This is a genomic window from Embleya sp. NPDC025285, assembly GCF_055558835.1.
In genome coordinates this window covers 1-17,472 of sequence record NZ_JBVHLU010000069.1, presented here as the reverse complement: position 1 = coordinate 17,472, position 17,472 = coordinate 1, and the positions used below count along the sequence as shown (strand labels likewise).

The following is a 17,472-nucleotide window of genomic DNA, read 5'->3' as shown; positions in this document are numbered from 1 at the left end:
GCGCATGGCGGAGAGGGTAGAAGGCGTGGCGGACAGATGGGCCAGGCCGTTCGCCGGCTGAAGCGCTCATCCGCCAAATCACGATGACGACCGGCTTGCGCGCCGGCGGTGGGCATTGCCTCCGGCATGGGCCCCGGCCACGACGCCACCGCGATGCTCGTCACCTGCGGACTCGCCGAGATCACCCGCCTCGCCGTCGATATGGGCGCCCACTCCCGCCGGACTCGCCGGCCTGGGCGACCTGGTCGCCACCTGTTCCTCGCCCCTGTCGCGTAACCGGACCTTCGGCCACCACCTCGCCGACTGGTGTACGTGGGATCCGGCGGAGAGCGTCGGGGCCGCCCTACACCTCCTGGTGCCTGTTGTCGGTTCGCTGTCCCCGACGATCGGGTCTCGACCGGAGTCCCCACGGCACCCCCTCCCGGTCCGCTGGTCTACCCGCCGACGGGTGGCACGTCGTCGGCGTCGAGACCGCGACGAAGCAACACGAACAGGCGTTCTGCGCCGTCCCGGCCTCCCGCCGCCTCCCGCAGCCGGGCCAGGTTCGTCAGCGCGGTGGTGTTTCCGGCGTCGGCGGCTTCGTGGGCGATGCGTTCGGCGCCGCCTGGGTCGCCGGCCTGCTCTCGCAGTCGGGCCAGGTTCGTCAGCGCGCTGGTGTCTCCGGCGTCGGCGGCTTCGCGGTACAGGCGCTCTGCGCCATCCCGGTCCCCGGCCTCCTTTCGCAGCTCGGCCAGGTGCGTCAGCGCGTACGGGTATCCGGCGTCGGCGGCTTCGTGGGCGATGCGTTCGGCGCCGCCTCGGTCGCCGGCCTGCTCTCGCAGTCGGGCCAGGTTCGTCAGCGCGGTGGTGTCTCCGACGTCGGCGGCTTCGCGGTACAGGCGTTCGGCGCCGTCCCGGTCCCCGGCCTTCTCCCGCAGCCGGGCCAGGTTCGTCAGCGCGGTGGTGTCTCCGGCGTCGGCGGCTTCGTGGCACAGGCGTTCGGCGCCGTCCCGGTCCCCGGCCTTCTTCCGCAGCCGGGCCAGGTTCGTCAGCGCGGTGGTGTCTCCGGCGTCGGCGGCTTCGCGGTACAGGCGTTCGGCGCCGTCCCGGTCCCCGGCCTTCTCCCGCAGCCCGGCCAGGTGCGCCAGCGTGATGGTGTCTTCGGCGTCTTCGGTGTCGGTGAGTTCGCGGTACAGGCGTTCGGCGCCATCCAGGTCCCCCGCTTCCTCCCGCAGCCTGGCCAGGTGCGTCAGCGCGTCGGTGTCCCCGGTGTCGGCGGCTTCGCGATAGAGGCGTTCGGCGCCGTCTCGGTCGCCGGCCTTCTCTCGCAGCTCGGCCACGTACGTCAGCGCGGTGGTGTCTCCGGCGTCGGCGGCTTCGTGGCACAGGCGTTCGGCGCCGTCCCGATCTCCCGCAGCCTCCCGCAGCTTGGCCAGGTACGCCAGCGCGTAGGGGTGTCCGGTGTCGGTGGCTGCGTGGCACAGGCGTTCGGCGCCGTCCCGGTCTCCCGCGGCCTCTCGCAGCCCGATCAGGTACGCCAGCGCGTCGGCGTCTCCGGCATCGGCGGCTTTGCGGTACAGGCGTTCGGCGTCGTCCAGGTCGCCCGCCTGCTCCCGCAGCACGGCCAGCCGCGTAAGCGCCTCGGTGACTTTGGCGTCGGCGTCTTTGAGGGCGATGCGTTCGACGTCGTCCAGGTCGTCGGCCTCCTCCCGCAGCGCGGCCAGCCGCGTCAGCGGGTAGGTGTTTCCGGTGTCGGCGGCTTCGTGGGCGATGCGTTCGGCGCCGTCCCGGTCCCCCGCCCGCTCTCGCAGCCGGGCCAGGTGCGTCAGCGCGTAGGTGTCTCCGGCGTCGGCGGCTTTGCGGTACAGGCGTTCGGCGTCCTCCAGGTCGCCCGCCTGCTCTCGCAGCTGGGCCAGGGTCGTCAGCGCGTAGGCGTTTCCGGCGTCGGCGACTTTGCGGTACAGGCGTTCGGCATTGTCCCGGTCCCCCGCTTTCGCCCGCAGTGCGGCCAGCCGCGTCAGCGCGGTGGTGTTTCCGGTGTCGGCGGCTTCGTGGGCGATGCGTTCGGCGCCGTCCAGGTCCCCGGCCTGCTCCCGCAGCTGGGTCAGGTGTTCCAGAGCGTGTGGGTCTCGGGCGTCGGCGGCTTTGCGGTACAGGCGTTCGGCGTGGCGCAGCCGGAGTCTTTCGCGTGCGGCGTCGGCGAGGTTGCGTATGTCGTCGGTGGTGTGGGCGTGGTCGTGGGCGGCGGTCCAGAACGAGGCGCTCGGGCACAGGCGGCTGCGGGTGTGGCGTGCGTGTTGTTCGAGGTAGTCGGCGAGGCGGTAGGTCGCGCCTTCGTCGGCGGTGTCGCGGGTGCGGCGTCGGGGGCGGATGCGGGTCAGCGGCGCCCTCGCGCCGTAGACGCCGGCGACGTTGGTCGCGTAGGCGAGGGCCTGTTCGAACCAGTCGTCGGTGAGGGCGTCGGATTGGTGGTCGGTGAGGTAGGCGTCGGCGGCGTCCTCGAGGAACGCCTGGCGCAGGGCGGGTCCGTGGCCGAGGCGGCGGGCGTCCATGGCGGCCTCGATCACGGCCCGCGCGCCGGCCGGGGCGAGCTTGTAGCGCTTGAGCAGCGCAAGGGCGCCCGCGAGGAACTGGGCGATGCGTCCGTCGTCCCCGCTGGTGAGGGCGTTCGCCAGTCGCGGGTCCTGGCTCGCTCTTGCGCGGAGGGCCGCCAGGTCCGCACCGGTGAACGTCTCGGGGACGTGGAGGTCGGTGCCCTCGAGCAGGGCTCGTGCCTGCTCGTGCGGGTCCGGCCGGTCGGTGGGGGGCCGGGTCGTGAGGGTGATCCAGTACGGGTCCGGCCACAGCGTCGCCAGGACCAGGACCGGCGCGCGAGAGCGGTCGCGCAGGAGTTCGCGTAGTTCGGCCGCGACGCGTTCGCCGATCCCGGCCGGTTCCAGGTAGAACTGGGCCTCGTTGAGCCACACGACCGTGCGCGGCCCTACGGCGGACAGTTCGGCCACGGCGGCCTCGGGACGGCCCGGAGCGATGGGATGCCACAACCGCCACCCGTCCGGCACACCTTGCAAGGCTTCCCAGCAGGCGCGGGTCTTGCCGGTGGAGGACCCGGCCACCAACGTCACCATCACGCTCTCCCCACCCGCCGCGCGCCGCACCGCCTCGCCCAGCACCCTGTCGTGGTCGCGCGCGACGTACACCGGCAACACCGGCAACCGATCCCGCGCGTGCTCGGGTGCGTCGATCGCCCGGTGCACCTCCAACGCGAACGCGTCCGTGAAATCCCGAACCGGCCGACCCACGAAACCCCCGCCCCCGGACGCAGGTTCGACGGTGCGCGTCGTGTGGGGGCGTCCGGCGGGACGGCGCTCGCGCACCGCCTCGCCTCGCCGCCGCTCCCACGCCGCGACCGGTGTCGCAACGTAGGCGCGGTCGCGCCCGCGGGCCTCGTGCTCCAGCCAGGTCACCAGGAACGCGAACCGCACCGGATCGGCGGGCACGGCGCGTCCGTTGAACCACTCTCCGAGCGAGGTGGTGTTCAACTCCACCTCGGGCTGTTGCAGGGCGCCCTGGTGGACGAGTTTCTCGTAGGTGGGCGACCCGGCCCGTTTCCACAACTCCCACAGCGACCGCGCCAGTTCCGTCGCCTTGCCCCCCGCATCGCCCGCCACGAACCCCGACCTTCTCGCGTTGTCCGGTCCGGATCCGGTCCGGACGACCACCGGATAACCCGCGCACCCGGCCCCAGCAGCCTAGAGACGGACGACCGGCCCGGGGACCGTCGCCGGAAAAACGTCCGTGAGTGCTCGATGGGGCGACATGAACCCGCCCGGGGTTCACACCCACTCGGGGAGACCACCGTGAACGACGACCAACCCACCAACGCCCCCACCGTCGCGACCCGAAGCCGCCTGATGCGCGCCGCCCGCTCCCTCGCCGCAAGCGCCACCCGCGGCCTTGCCACTGGTGCCGGCAGCGCCACCGGCACCTGGATCATCTGGTGGATCACCCACCACTGATCCGGGGCCGAACCACCGTCGAACCGGTATCGACTCGGTGAGGGAGCCGGGGCGCGGGGAATCGACCCCGCGCCCCGGCTCGCGATCTCACCCCGAACCTCACACCTTCACCATCGCACCGAGCTGTCGTTGGCGGATGTGGCCGGTGGTCCCCGCGATCCGGTCGCGTTCGTCGTCGGTTTGTGGGTTCCGGGGTGTGTGCCGGTGCTGGTTCCCGGCGAGCGGGCCGGTGACGGAACGCTGTGGTCGACGGCCGGCGGCGCGCAACCAGGCTCATCACGTCGGACCATCGGGCGATTCCCTCCGCCAGCGCCCGGTTGTGGGAGGAACTGCTCAAATGCTGTTCAACACAGGACCGGATCGGTGCACGGACGCGGACTCGCCCGCACCGTCGGTCATCCCCACGCCGCGAAACGAGAACGCGAACGTCCCGTCCTCCAAGGCTGTACCGGCGCTTCGCACGGGCGAGTTCGGCACGAGCGCGTCCCCTCATGTGGGCACGCGCCTGCGGAGGAGTCCCACACGCCGCGCCCCCGGGCGGAATTCCTACCGCGCACCGAAGCAAACAACAAACCGATCGGCGGTCGATTCACCCCTCCAGGCGTATGGCGCCACCTGGCGATTTTCCATGGGCACCGACGTCGAGGCGTGGCCCACGCACCGAGTTCGAGGAGTCCGAGGAGACCGGCTCGACGAAGTTCAAGGAGACGACCCTCGCAGCCGGCGCGGGTCGGCTTCGACCTCAACGGACGAACACAAGGACCGGTCCCGGGCCTTGGTGCATATCGAGTCGCCCCGGCATCGGCGATCCGGTGCGCGTGCGGGGTCGGTCGGGTCACGGCCGCGCCGGCGGCCGGCCGCGCAGGGTCTTCCACTTCGCCAGGGCGCCCGCCATCTCCTGCTGAGCGAAGGCGAAGAAGTCGCGCATCTCCGCCATCCGGGCGCCCGCCTTCGTGTCGGGGCCGCCGAGGGGTTCGATACCCTTGTCGGTCGCGGCGATGAGCTGGGCGAAAAGGTGCTGCTTGGTCGCGGTGCCGGTGTACCAGGAGTCGTCGGGCAGCAGGTACAGGTCGCTGCGTGAGCCCAGCACCGATTCGCGGGCGACCAGGCCGACCTGGGTGAGGTAGCGGACCGCGCCCGAGATCGCGGCGGGGCTCGCGGCCAGTCGGTCGGCCAGCTCGCCCGCGGTCAGCCCGCGCTCCTCGGCCGCCATCAGGGTGATCAGTACGCGCGCGCTCATCCTGGGGAAGCCCCAGTCGGCGAACAGCATCGCCATCTGTTCGACGAAGTGCCGTGCGGCCTGCTCGTCGCGGCCGTCCGCCACGCTCACCAACTCCTCCGCCGTCGTGGTGCGCCACTCTCGCACACCCATCCGGATGACCTGTGTGCATTACATTATGAAGCTTCACAAACACGTGAAGTAACTGTAGCATCCGGGGCGTGAACGCAATCGATGTGATCCACACCTCAGGACTGCGGAAGCACTTCGGACGGGCGGTCGCCCTCGACGGCCTGGACCTGCAGGTGGCACCGGGTGAGGTGCACGGATTGCTCGGGCCCAACGGCGCGGGCAAGTCCACCGTTATTCGCGTCCTGCTGGGCCTGCTGCGCCGGGACGGTGGCATCGCCACCCTGTTCGGCGGCGACCCGTGGCAGGACGCCACGGCGCTGCACCGCAGACTCGCCTACGTGCCCGGCGATGTCAGCCTGTGGCCCAACCTGAGCGGGGGCGAGACGATCGACCTGCTCGGCTCGATGCGCGGCGGTCTGGACAAGGGGCGGCGGGACGCGCTCGTGGAGCGGTTCGAGCTGGACCCGAGGAAGAAGGGCCGGGCCTATTCCAAGGGCAACCGCCAGAAGGTGGCGCTCGTCGCGGCGCTGGCCTCCGAGGCCGAACTGCTCATCCTGGACGAGCCGACCTCCGGCCTCGACCCGTTGATGGAGGCGGTCTTCGGCGCGTGTGTGTCCGAGGCCAAGAACCGCGGCGCGACCGTCCTGCTGTCCAGCCACATCCTCAGCGAGGTCGAGGAACTCTGCGACCGGGTCTCGATCATCCGCGAAGGCCGCCGGGTCGACACCGGCACGCTCGACGAGCTGCGCCACCTCTCGCGCACCACCATCACCGCGACCGTGTCCCGGCCGGTGAGCGGCCTCGACACCATCGCCGGCGTGCACGACCTCCGGGTCGAGGGGCTCTCGGTGCGCTGCCAGGTCGACCCGGACGCGCTGGAGAAGGTGCTGCGCGTGCTCACCGACGCGGGTCTGGGATCGCTGGTCAGCCGGCCGCCCACGCTCGAAGAGCTGTTCATGCGCTACTACTCCGGGGAGCAGCGGTCCGGTCAGGCGCAGCCCGGCGAACGGCAGCCCGGGGCAAGGCAGTCCGAGGAACGGCAGTCCGTCGAAAAGCAGCGCGGCGAGCAGCAGTCCGAGGTCAAGCAGTGAGCGGCGGCAGCCTGGCCGGCCTGCGCGAGCTGTCCAAGCTCGCCTCCCGCCGCGACCGGATCATCCTGCCCCTGTGGGCGTACGCCCTGATCGGCAGCGTGGCCTCCACCGCGTACAGCATCAAGGGGCTGTTCCCCGACCAGGCGTCGCGGCAGACCTTCGTCGACGGGATCGGAGCCGCGTCCGGAGCGGCCGCGCTCTACGGGCGGATCACGAACACCTCGCTCGGCGCCATCACCACCTGGCGCTCGGCGGTGCTCGGCGCCGTACTGGCCGCGGTGATGTCCATCCTCCTCGTCGTCCGGCACACCCGGGCGGAGGAGCAGACGGGCCGTCAGGAACTGGTCGCCGCGGGCATCGTGGACCGGAAGGCGCCACTGGTCGCCGCGCTCCGGCTGGTGCTCTCGGTCAATCTCGGCGTGGGCGTGGTGATCGGCGCGATCCTGCCCGTCTTCGGCCTGCCGGTGGCCGGTGCCTTCGCCCTCGGCCTCTCGATGGCGGCGTGCGGCATCGTCTTCACCGGCGTCGCCGCCGTCTGCGCCCAGCTCTTCGAGGCCTCGCGCACCGCGAACACGGTCGCGCTCACTCTGCTCGGCGTCTGCTACCTGGTGCGCGCGGTGGCCGACATGAGTCACGGCGCCACCGGGCTGCTGTGGGCCTCACCGATCGGCTGGACCGAGCAGGTGCGGCCGTACGCGGGCGACCGCTGGCAGGTGCTGGCGGTCCCCGCGGCCGCGGCCGCCGGGCTGATCGCGCTGGCGCTACGGCTGCTGGATAGGCGGGACTTCGGCTCCGGTGTACTGCCCGCCCGACCCGGACCCGCCCAGGGGGGCGCCGACACCCGCGGCACCTTCGGTCTGGCCTGGCGGATGCACCGCGGCGCCCTGCTGGGCTGGGCGATCGGCGTCCTGACGGCGGCGCTGGTGTTCGGCTCCTTCGTCCGGGACGTGGACGTGCTCACCGGCAGTGACCGGGTGCAGCGGATCATGTCCGAACTCGGCGGTTCGCAGAACATGGCCGACGCGTATGTGTCCTCCGTCGTGGGCGTGTTCGCGATCATGGCGGCTGTCTTCGCGCTCAGCGTGATCGTGCGGGCCCGCGGCGAGGAAGCCGCCGGCCGGATCGAGCTCATCTTCGCCGGCACGCCGAGTCGCGCGCGCTGGCTGCTGAGCCATCTGGCGTTGGCGGTGGCCGGCGCCGTGGTGATCCTGGCCGCCGCCGGATTCGGCCTGGGCCTGTCCGCGGGGCTGGGCGCGCACGACGTGGGACGGATGTCGGGCAGAACCTTCGGCGCCGTGTTCGCGCAACTCCCGGCCGTCCTGCTGATCGTGGCGCTCGCGGTACTGGTGTTCGCCGCGTTCCCCCGCTGGACGGGCGTCGGGTGGGGCCTCCTGGGTCTCTTCGCCTTTTTGACCCTGGTCGGCCCGGAGTTGAAGGTCAGCCACTACGTGCTGGACATCTCGCCCTTCGCGCACGTGCCCAAACTCCCCGGCAACGCGGTCGCCGCGACGCCGCTGGTGGTGATGAGCGCGCTGGCGCTGGTCGGACTGGCCGCGGCCCTGGCCGCGTTCCGCCGCCGCGACCTGCTCGCGTGACCGGCATACCGAAGCCCGCCTGAGCCCTTCACCTTCGAAAAGAGCACGGCGCCAAGAGGCGCCCGGCCGGGAACCCCGGCCGGGTGCCCGCCGGTCCGTCCTACACGCCGATCGCCTGCGTGTGCGGCCCGGTGAACAGCGCGGAGGCCAACTGCGCCCGGTCGTTGACTCCGACCTTGCGGTACATCCGGGTCAGGTGCTGCTCCACCGTGCTGACCGTGATGTAGAGCAGTTTGGCTATCTCACTGTTCGTATGCCCCAGCGCGACCAGGTCGGCGACGCGCTGTTCCGCATCGGTGAGCAGCGCGGCCGGAGCCTTGGGTTCGGTGTCGGGCTGGTCGCGGTCCGTGGGAAGGAGCCTGCTCAACGGCTCCGCCTGGCACTTGTCCGCGATGATCCGCGCCTGGGAGCCGATCACCCGGGCCCGCCGCGTCTCGCCGACCGCGTTGTACATGTCGGTGAGGTCGGCCAGCGCGCGCGCCAACTCGTAGCGGTCCCCGCTCTCTTGCAGCGCGTCGACGGCCTGCCGCAGCAGCACCAGACGTCTGCGCGGCTCGTGCGTGGCCGCCAGCAGCCGCAGCGTCGCCCCGCGGGTGCGCGCCGAACCGCCACGCTCGCTGCGGCTCAACTGCTCCTCCAGGAGCGCGCGGGCGCGGTCCCGCTCACCCATCCGCAACCACGCCTCGCCCGCGTCGTTGCGCCACGCGATCAGACCCGGCACGTCCATGCCCCAGCGCGTCATCAGCTCACCGCAGCTCTGGAAGTCCGCCAGCGCCCCGTCCCAATCCCGGACCGCCATGCAGTACCGCCCGCGCGCGTGCAGGTAATGCAGCCCGGATCGGCTCTGCAGCATGGTCTCGGGTATCGGCAGGTAGAGCAGTTCCGCGGCCTCGTCCTCACGCCCCATCGAGGTGAGCGCGATCATCATGCTGGCCAGCGGAGAGCCGACGGCCGGTCCCCACTCACCGGTGGGCACGACGTCGAAGGAGGCGGTCGAGTGCAGGACGGCTCCGGGCAGATCGCCCAGGCGGATGCAGATCTCCGCCCGCAGCGCGTGCAGCCTGGCCTCGCTGCCCGGCTCGCCCCGCTCCTGCGCCGCGACGATCAACTCGTCGCAATACGGCCGCGCCAGCGCGGGCCGCTCCGCGTAGGTCAACGCGAGCAGCGCGCACTCGATCGTGTCCAGGTCGGTGCCGTGCAACCGGCTGCCGTGCAGGATCCTTTCGGCTTTGGGTACCGCGCGATGGGAAGCCTCCTGGGTCAGTACCGAGTCGAGCACGGTCGCCGCGTCGTAGCGGCGGCGGCTCTCGGTGGTGGAGGGCGTGCCGCAGAGTTCCTGCGGGTTCTCCTCGGTACTCGGCAGCAGCCCCAGCAGCGGGGTGTACGAACAGCGCATCCACAGCCGGGCGGCACGCAGTTCCATCACCGTCTCGGGGCCCGAGCACCGATCCGAGTCGGTCAAATGTTTCAACGCCTCGGTGGCGGCCTCGAAACGACCGTCCCACAGCAGCGCTCTGACCACGGCCAGCGTCTCCCCGCTGCCCAGACAGCCGGTATGCACCGCCTGCAGGAGGCCGGGGATCTGCTGCTCGGCGATGCCGGGCCCCATCCGTCGCTCCACGCGCAGCAAGGCCACCCGAATCCGGGCCAGTTCCTTCCGGTTTCCGCTCAGCGTGCAGGCCAGGCGCAGGTATTCGATCGCCTTGACACCCCGACCCTCGGACAGCGCCGACGAGGCGGCCGCGTCGAGCGCGGACACCGACCAGGACGTACGCAACCCCTGTCCCGCCAGGAGGTGTTCGGCGACCACGGCGGCGGACGCGCCTTCGGCGTAGCGCAGTTCGGCCGCGTCCCGGTGCAGTGCGGCGGTGGCCGCGGGGCCCAGGTCCGCCAACACCGCCGAGGCCGCCCCGGGATGCCGGAAGCGACCCTGCTCCAGCAGACCCGCGGTGTCGAGCGCCGCCAGGCACCGCGTCACCTCGCCCGCCTCCAGGCCCAACAGTCGGGCGATCGGCTCCGGCGTACCCAACACGGCCAGTGCCCGGGCGACCGGCTCGGCGGGTGACGGGCTCCGGTGCAGACACGAGAGCATCGCCCGCGTGTAGCCCGCGGTCGACGCGGCGTGCCCACCGAGGCGGCAGTCCTCGAGGACCCCGTCGAGCAGCAGCGGATTGCCGCCGCTCACCCGCAGCGCCCACACCGCGGCCCGCTCCGCGACGCCGGTGCCGAGCCGGGCCGCCGCCGTATCGCGCACCTGATCCAGGTCGAGCGGCGGCAGCCGGACCTCGCGAGCGTGCGGCAACCGAAGCAACTGCTCGACGAATTCCGCGCATCGGTCGTCGGGAGGGTCGCCGTGACTGAACACCGCGAGCAGCGGGGTGTTGTGCATGCGGCGTGCCAGATAGGCGAGACAGGCGATCGAGGCCGGGTCGGCGTGTTGGACGTCATCGACCACCAAGGCCAGCGGCCGGGGTCCGGCCAGGCCGAGCAGAACCCCGCACAGGGACTGGACGATCTGGGCGTCCACCGTGGACAGTCGCGCCGGCGATTCCCCCGGCGAGGCCGTCAGGTACGCCCTGCCGATCGCCAGCAACTGGTTCACCTGCTCGCCGACCGGGGCCGACGGCGAGGCTTCCTGGAGTAGTTGGGCGATCACCCCCAATGGGATGCCGGCCTCGGACTCGGACGCCACGGCTGGGAGCACCAGCCCACCGGCCGCACGCACCTGTTGGGTGAACGTGGCCAACAGTGTCGTCTTGCCCATGGCCACGGGGCCGCTGACGACGGCGATCCCGCTTTCGCCGACCAGCGATCCGGCCAGTAGACCGGCCATGATCGCGCTCGCTTCCGAACGCTCCCGCGCGCTCACGTTCCGGTCTCATCGCGGACGGCGCGGACCCACACGGGGCTGTCTCGGGTCCGGGTTCTGATGAGCGGAGTCAGTCTCGCGCACAGGGTGTATCGGCTCTCGATGGTCTCCATGTACCTTCCTTCACGCTAGTGATGGGGACACGAAAACGCCGACGGGTGCCACGCTGCCGCACCGAGGTTCCGGTGCCCGACTGCGCAGCCGGCCCTCGACTGCCTCGACAGAGGTCGCGTTGTGGTCGCTGGGGGTTACCGTGAGATCACAGTAGCAGGGCTATCGGGGCCGTTCGAGGTTCCTTGACGTAAGCCTGATGTGGGCCGAAACACGTCCGCAGATCGGGTATGTCGCCCATTCCACCGGCCGGTCGGCCGGTCCGGCGCCGCCGCCGGTCACCGGCGCGCGGCATCCGTCCCACCGCGCCCCCGCATTGCTCCCCTTGAGCTCCCGTGCAGGTCAACCCCCCCATCGCGGTGTGCCCCGGGGTGGTTAGGGGTGGCAAACAGGGGTGGTGCCCGATCGGCAGGTGATCGAACACTGGGACGTGTGAGAGCGGCTTCTCGGTTCGGCGGTCGGCGGTGACGCAGGCGAGCCGCCGATCCCGCGCGACGCGGCCTCGCGGACCGCACCGTTTCACCGGCGAGGGGCCGACCGGTCCGGTCTCCGCGCCCGCAACTTCGCCGCTGCCCTGCCCGGAAGGAGTCGGCGTGCCCGACGAGGTGACCCGCAAGGCCCTGGCGCTCGAATACTGCCGCCGGATGAACGCCGGCGATGTCGAGGGCGTCCTGGAACTGTTCGCCCCCGACGTGGTGTTCGAGGACCCGGTCGGCTCCGGCGAGCAGGTGGGCCGGGAAGCGCTGCGCGCGCACATCACCCGGGCCGTCGTCGACGACCGCGCGCAGGAACGCCCCGGCACACCGGTGGCCGCCCACGACGGCGAGACCGTGGTGCTGCCGGCCACCGTCGAACTGCGTCCGCGCAGCTACCCGAAGCGGATCTCGATCTCGATCATCGGCATCGTCCGCTTCCGGGAGGACGGCCTGGTCAAGGACTTGCGCGCGTTGTGGGGCGACACGGACATGAAGGTGCTCGGCTGACCGAGCCGCCGGCCACCCCGGCCCCGCGACGCGCGAACCCGCGAAGCAATCGCCGGAGACCGCGACACCCCGCCGACAGGAAGGATCACGAGATGACCGAGGTTCCGGCCGCGGCCCAGCCGTTGCCCGTCACGCGCACCACGCCACTGGACCCGCCGCCGGAGCTGCTGGAGCGTCAGCGCGCGTGCCCCGTCGACCGGTTGCGCTATCCCGACGGCAGCGAGGGCTGGCTCATCACGGGGTACGACCAGGTCCGTGCGGCCCTGGCCGACCTGCGCTTCAGCTCACAAAAGGACCTGCTGCGCTCGCCGATCCAGGCGCAGGAGCCCACCCCGGCCAAACCAGGGTTCTTCGTCTACACCGATCCGCCCGAGCACACCAGGTATCGCCGCCTGCTCACCGGCCTGTTCACGCTCCGCCGGATGAATCAACTGGCCGAGCGCGTAAGGGAGATCGCCGACGACGCGCTGGACGCCATGGCGGAGGCCGGCCCGCCGGTCGACCTGGTGCCCGCCTTCGCCCTGGCCGTCCCGTCGCTGGTGATCTGCGAACTCCTGGGCGTCCCCTACGAGGACCGCGACGTCTTCCAGCACAACTCCACCGTCATCCAGGACACCAACACCCCGATCGAGCAGGCCTACGCCGCACTCGAGGCGATGCAGAAGTACCTCAGCGGACTGGTCGAGCGGCGCCGCGGCCCCGAGCCCTCCGACGACATGCTCGGCGGTCTTGCCGCGCACGAGGAGCTGACCGTGGAGGAGGTCACCAACATCTGCTTCCTGCTGCTGGCCGCAGGGCACGAGACCACCGCCAACATGCTCTCGCTCGGCACCTACGCGCTGCTCACCAACCCCGATCAACTCGCCATGCTGCGCGCGGGCGAGACCACGATGGAGAGCGCCGTCGAGGAGCTGATGCGCTACCTGACGGTCAATCACTACGGTCCGATCCGCGGCGTCCTCGAGGACTTCGAGTTCGAGGGCTGTCCGATGCGGGCCGGCGAGACGGTCACCCTGTCGGCCTTCGCGGCGAATCGGGACCCCAAGCACTACGCCGACCCCGACCGCCTCGACTTCGCCCGCGGCGGCCGCGGTCAACTCTCCTTCGGACACGGCATCCACCAGTGCATCGGCCAGCAACTGGCCCGGATCGAGATGCGGATCGGCTTCGAGGCCCTCTTTCACCGCTTCCCCGGACTGCACCTGGCCGTACCGAAGGAAGAGGTCCGGATGCGGGACACCATGCTGATCTACGGCGTCGCCTCGATGCCGGTCGCCTGGTAGCCGGGCCGATGCGAATCGACGTGGATCGCGAGCAGTGCTGCGGCGCCGGGATGTGCGCGCTGGAGGCACCGGAGGTGTTCGATCAGGACGAGACCGACGGCCTGGTCGTCCTGATCCTGGCGGAGCCGCCCGGCGAACTGCACGAAGCCGTCCGCGAGGCGGCCAGGCTCTGCCCATCGGGGGCGGTCGAGCTCGCCGAGTAAAACCCCGGCCCCATCGGGCGGGTCGTGGGCAGGGCCGCCGCGAATCGCCGTATTCGACGGCGCGGCCCAAACGGCAGTGCGTCAGGGAAGTGATCGGCAAGCGCCTCCGGGAGGACCCGGCGGGCCTGCGGCGGGCCACAACCGCGACCGGCTGAGAACTGAGGGGCTTGACATGGTACGTGGGGACCGTCCCGGCATCGAAACGTCCGCGAACGGGCATTCCGGTCCAAGCCGGCACGAGCCGATCGCCGTGGTCGGCATTTCGTGCCGGCTGCCCGGCGTGCACGGGCCGGCGGATTTCTGGCGGCTCCTGCGCGAGGGCGCCGACACCATCGGGCCTCCCGCCGCGGATCGACCGGGCATCGGCGGCGTGTCCGGTCGGGGGTCCTTCCTCGCCTCGGTCGACGGCTTCGACCCGTCCTTCTTCGGCATCTCCGGGCGCGAGGCCGCCGCCATGGACCCCCACCAGCGCCTGATGCTGGAACTGAGCTGGGAGGCCCTGGAGGACGCGGGCACGGTGCCCGCCACGCTGGCCGGCACCCGAACCGGCGTGTTCGTGGGCGCCTTCTCCGACGACTACTCGCTGCTGCTCCAGGCCGACGGCCCGGACGCGGTGACCGCGCACAGCACCACCGGCCTGCACCGCAGCATCATCGCCAACCGCGTCTCCTACTTCCTGGGTGCGGGCGGCCCCAGCCTGACCGTGGACACCGGCCAGTCCTCCTCCCTGGTCGCCGTGCACATGGCCTGCGAGAGCCTGCGCTCCGGCGAATCCGAGACGGCCCTGGCCGGCGGGGTCAACCTGATCCTGACCCCGCAGTCCACCGACCGCATGGAGCGCTTCGGCGCGCTGTCCCCGGACGGACGCTGCTACACCTTCGACGCCAGGGCCAACGGCTACGTCCGCGGCGAAGGTGGCGCGGTGCTGGTGCTCAAGCCGCTGCGGCGCGCGCTCGCGGACGGCGACCGGATCCACTGCCTCCTGCGCGGCAGCGCCGTCAACAACGACGGCGGCGGCGCGACGCTGACCGCGCCCAGCGTGACCGCGCAACAGGACGTGCTGCGCCGGGCGTACGAGCAGGCGGACGTGGACCCGGCCCGGGTCGGCTACGTCGAGTTGCACGGAACCGGCACCAGGCTCGGGGACCCGGTCGAGGCCGCCGCGTTGGGCGCCGTCCTGGGAGCCGCCCGGAACGCCGATTTCCCCCTGCCGGTGGGCTCCGCGAAGACCAACGTCGGCCACCTGGAGGCCGCGGCCGGGGTGATCGGCCTGGTGAAGACGGCCCTGGCACTGTCCCACCGGGAAATCCCGGCCGGCCTGAACTACGCGGAGCCCCATCCCGACATCCCGTTGGCCGAACTGCGCCTGAAGGTGCCGACGGAGCCGACCGCGTGGCCGGCCGTAGCGGGATTGCGGATCGCCGGGGTGAGCTCGTTCGGCATGGGCGGGACTAACTGCCACGTCGTGCTGTCCGAGGCCGAGGCGGACACAACCACCGGCACCGGAGCCGGAGTCCCGGCTTCGGCCGCGGGGGCCCTGCCCCTGGTCGTCTCCGGCCACACCGATCAGGCGTTGCGCGCACAAGCCGGCCGACTCGCCCGCTTCGTCACGGACCGGCCGGACCTCGGCCTGCCCGACCTCTCCTACTCGCTCCTGTCGGCACGGTCCTCGCTCGCGCATCGCGGCGTAGTGATCGCGGGCGGCCGGGCCGAACTGGTCGAGGGCCTGAGCGCGCTCGCCGCCGGGGAACCGGCGCCGGGCGTGGTGACCGGGGTGGCGCGATCCGCCGGCCGCACGGTGCTGGTCTTCCCCGGTCAGGGTTCGCAGTGGCTGGGGATGGCCGCCGACCTGCTGGACTCCGCACCGGTCTTCGCCGAGCGGATCGCCGACTGCGAGGCGGCGCTCGCGCCGTACGTCGACTGGTCGTTGACCTCGATCCTGCGCTCGGAGTCCGACGACTGGCTGGAGCGGGTCGACGTCGTACAACCCGTGCTCTGGGCGGTGATGGTCTCACTCGCCGGGCTCTGGGCCTCGTTCGGCGTGCGGCCCGCCGCGGTGGTCGGCCACTCCCAGGGCGAGATCGCGGCCGCGTGCGTCGCCGGCGCGCTCTCGCTCGACGACGGCGCGAAGGTCGTCGCGCTGCGCAGCAAGGCGCTCCTCGACCTGTCCGGCCGAGGCGGCATGGCGTCGGTCGGCGTCTCGGCCGACCGGATCACCGAACTGATCGCACCGTTCAAGAAGCGGCTGTCGGTCGCCGCGGTCAACAGTCCGGCATCCGTCATCGTCTCGGGCGAGCCGGGCGCCCTGGACGAACTCCTCGCCATCTGCGCGGCACAGGGAATCTGGGCACGGCGCGTCCCGGTCGACTACGCCTCGCACTCCACCCAGGTTTCCAGGATCCGCAAATCCCTGCTGCGAGCCCTGGCCGGGATCGAGCCGCGCACCTCGCACACCCCCTTCCACTCGTCGGTGACCGGCGAACTCCTGGACACCGCACGCCTCGACGCCCAGTACTGGTACACCAACCTGCGCCAGACCGTCCGCTTCGAGGACGCGATCAGGACCCTGCTCGCCGGGGGACACGACGTCTTCATCGAGTCCAGCGCCCACCCGGTCCTGACCACGGGCATCCTGGAGACGATCGAGGACACCGGGTCGGACGCCGTCGCGTTCGGAACCCTGCGCCGCAACCACGGTGGTTCCGAGCGCTTCCGCACCGCCCTGGCCGAAGCGCACGTGCGCGGCGTCACGGTCGACTGGCGCCCGGTCCTCGGGGCCGGGGCGCGCCGGGTCGACCTGCCCACCTACGCGTTCCAGCGCGAACGCCACTGGCTGGGCGGCACGACCGAGACGCCCGCCGACACCGGGCCGACACGGTCCGCGTGGGCCGACCGCCTTGCGGGGCTGCCCAGGGAGGGCCGGGAACAGGCCGTCCGCGACCTGACGTTCGCGCACGCCGCGACCGTGCTGGGGCGTCCCGCGCTCGGGCCGGCCGACGTCGAGCAGACGTTCAAGGACCTGGGCCTGGACTCGCCGAGCGCCGTCGAATTCCGCAACCGGGTCAACACCGACGCCGGGCTTCGGCTGCCGACCACGCTGGCCTACGACCACCCCACGCCGGCCGCCGTCGCGCGCCACCTCGTCGCGCTGGTCGTCGACGCCGCGCGGGATCGTCCGGGCGTCGACCCGGCCGCCGCCCACAGTCCCGGGCTCGACAGCGGGCCGGAGCACCCGGCCGGACGGCCGACCGACGACGACCCGATCGCCATCGTCGGCATGGCCTGCCGACTGCCCGGTGGGATCGGCTCACCGGAGGACCTGTGGCGACTCGTGGCCGCGGGCGGGGACGCCATCACGCCGTTCCCCGAGGACCGGGGCTGGGACCTGGCGGGACTGTACGACCCGGAGGTCGACTCCGGCTCGGACTCCTCGAAGGTGGGCACCAGTTACGCCCGGCACGGCGGCTTCCTGGCCGGCGTCGCCGACTTCGACGCGGGCTTTTTCGGGATCTCGCCGCGTGAGGCGCTGGCGATGGATCCGCAGCAGCGGCTGCTCCTGGAAACGTCTTGGGAGGTCTTCGAGCGGGCCGGCATTGACCCGGCCGCGCTGCGCGGCAGTCGGACCGGTGTGTTCGTCGGCGCGATGAACCAGGACTACGGCGCGCGGCTGGACGAGGCCGCCAACGGCTCCGAGGGCTATCTACTCACCGGGAACACCGGCAGCGTCGTCTCCGGACGCCTGGCCTATACGTTCGGCTTCGAGGGGCCCGCCGTCACCGTGGACACCGCGTGCTCGTCGTCCCTGGTGAGTCTGCATCTCGCCGTGCAGGCACTGCGTGCCGGCGAGTGTTCGATGGCCCTGGCCGGCGGCGTGACGGTGATGTCCACACCCGGCATGTTCGTCGAGTTCAGTCGCCAGCGTGGTCTGTCGCCGGACGGTCGGTGCAAGGCGTTCTCGGCCGCCGCGGACGGTACGGGCTGGTCCGAGGGT

The 17,472-nt window shown here is 71.8% G+C and carries 10 protein-coding genes and 1 pseudogene; 8 read left to right on the top strand and 3 right to left on the bottom strand.

Annotated elements, in window-relative coordinates; all coding sequences use genetic code 11:
* Window positions 1-99: 99 nt before the first annotated feature.
* Window positions 100-313: pseudogene (locus ACZ4FV_RS34910) on the top strand (NAD(P)H-dependent glycerol-3-phosphate dehydrogenase); the annotation flags it as partial.
* Between the two features lie 121 nt (window positions 314-434).
* On the opposite strand, the gene ACZ4FV_RS34905 reads toward ACZ4FV_RS34910, so the two are convergent.
* Window positions 435-3,647: a tetratricopeptide repeat protein gene (locus ACZ4FV_RS34905; protein ID WP_465324314.1), complete on the bottom strand. Its 3,213-nt coding sequence runs from the start codon at window positions 3,645-3,647 to the stop codon at window positions 435-437.
* Between the two features lie 189 nt (window positions 3,648-3,836).
* On the opposite strand from ACZ4FV_RS34905, the gene ACZ4FV_RS34900 reads away from it, so the two are divergent.
* Window positions 3,837-3,995: a hypothetical protein gene (locus ACZ4FV_RS34900; RefSeq protein ID WP_402241357.1), complete on the top strand. Its 159-nt coding sequence runs from the start codon at window positions 3,837-3,839 to the stop codon at window positions 3,993-3,995.
* An 835-nt stretch (window positions 3,996-4,830) separates the two neighbouring features.
* Here the strand turns inward: ACZ4FV_RS34900 and ACZ4FV_RS34895 are convergent.
* Window positions 4,831-5,367 (bottom strand): GbsR/MarR family transcriptional regulator, encoded by a 537-nt coding sequence (locus tag ACZ4FV_RS34895; RefSeq protein WP_465324312.1) that lies wholly within the window; start codon window positions 5,365-5,367, stop codon window positions 4,831-4,833.
* 68 nt (window positions 5,368-5,435) lie between these two features.
* On the opposite strand from ACZ4FV_RS34895, the gene ACZ4FV_RS34890 reads away from it, so the two are divergent.
* A complete protein-coding gene (locus tag ACZ4FV_RS34890) occupies window positions 5,436-6,437 on the top strand; it encodes an ABC transporter ATP-binding protein (RefSeq protein WP_395861811.1) in 1,002 nt (333 codons plus the stop codon).
* Complete coding sequence (locus ACZ4FV_RS34885; RefSeq protein WP_395861813.1) at window positions 6,434-8,032, top strand: ABC transporter permease; 1,599 nt, start codon at window positions 6,434-6,436, stop codon at window positions 8,030-8,032. Before ACZ4FV_RS34890 ends, ACZ4FV_RS34885 begins: the two co-directional genes overlap by 4 nt.
* Before the next feature lie 100 nt (window positions 8,033-8,132).
* Here the strand turns inward: ACZ4FV_RS34885 and ACZ4FV_RS34880 are convergent, their stop codons facing one another.
* Window positions 8,133-10,901: a helix-turn-helix transcriptional regulator gene (locus tag ACZ4FV_RS34880; protein ID WP_465324309.1), complete on the bottom strand. Its 2,769-nt coding sequence runs from the start codon at window positions 10,899-10,901 to the stop codon at window positions 8,133-8,135.
* Window positions 10,902-11,605: 704 nt separating this feature from the next.
* Between ACZ4FV_RS34880 and ACZ4FV_RS34875 the strand changes: the two genes are divergently transcribed.
* From ACZ4FV_RS34875 to ACZ4FV_RS34860, 4 genes are all read left to right on the top strand, one after another.
* Window positions 11,606-11,995, top strand: a complete 390-nt coding sequence (locus ACZ4FV_RS34875) for a nuclear transport factor 2 family protein (RefSeq protein ID WP_395861817.1) — start codon at window positions 11,606-11,608, stop codon at window positions 11,993-11,995.
* Between the two features lie 92 nt (window positions 11,996-12,087).
* On the top strand, window positions 12,088-13,278 hold the full coding sequence (locus ACZ4FV_RS34870) for a cytochrome P450 (RefSeq protein WP_402241366.1): 1,191 nt from the start codon (window positions 12,088-12,090) through the stop codon (window positions 13,276-13,278).
* A gap of 8 nt (window positions 13,279-13,286) precedes the next feature.
* Window positions 13,287-13,481 carry a ferredoxin gene (locus ACZ4FV_RS34865; RefSeq protein ID WP_395861821.1) on the top strand — a complete coding sequence of 65 codons (195 nt, stop codon included), beginning with the start codon at window positions 13,287-13,289 and terminating at the stop codon, window positions 13,479-13,481.
* A gap of 172 nt (window positions 13,482-13,653) precedes the next feature.
* Window positions 13,654-17,472: type I polyketide synthase (locus tag ACZ4FV_RS34860; RefSeq protein WP_465324306.1), on the top strand; the 3,819-nt coding region annotated here is incomplete at its 3' end.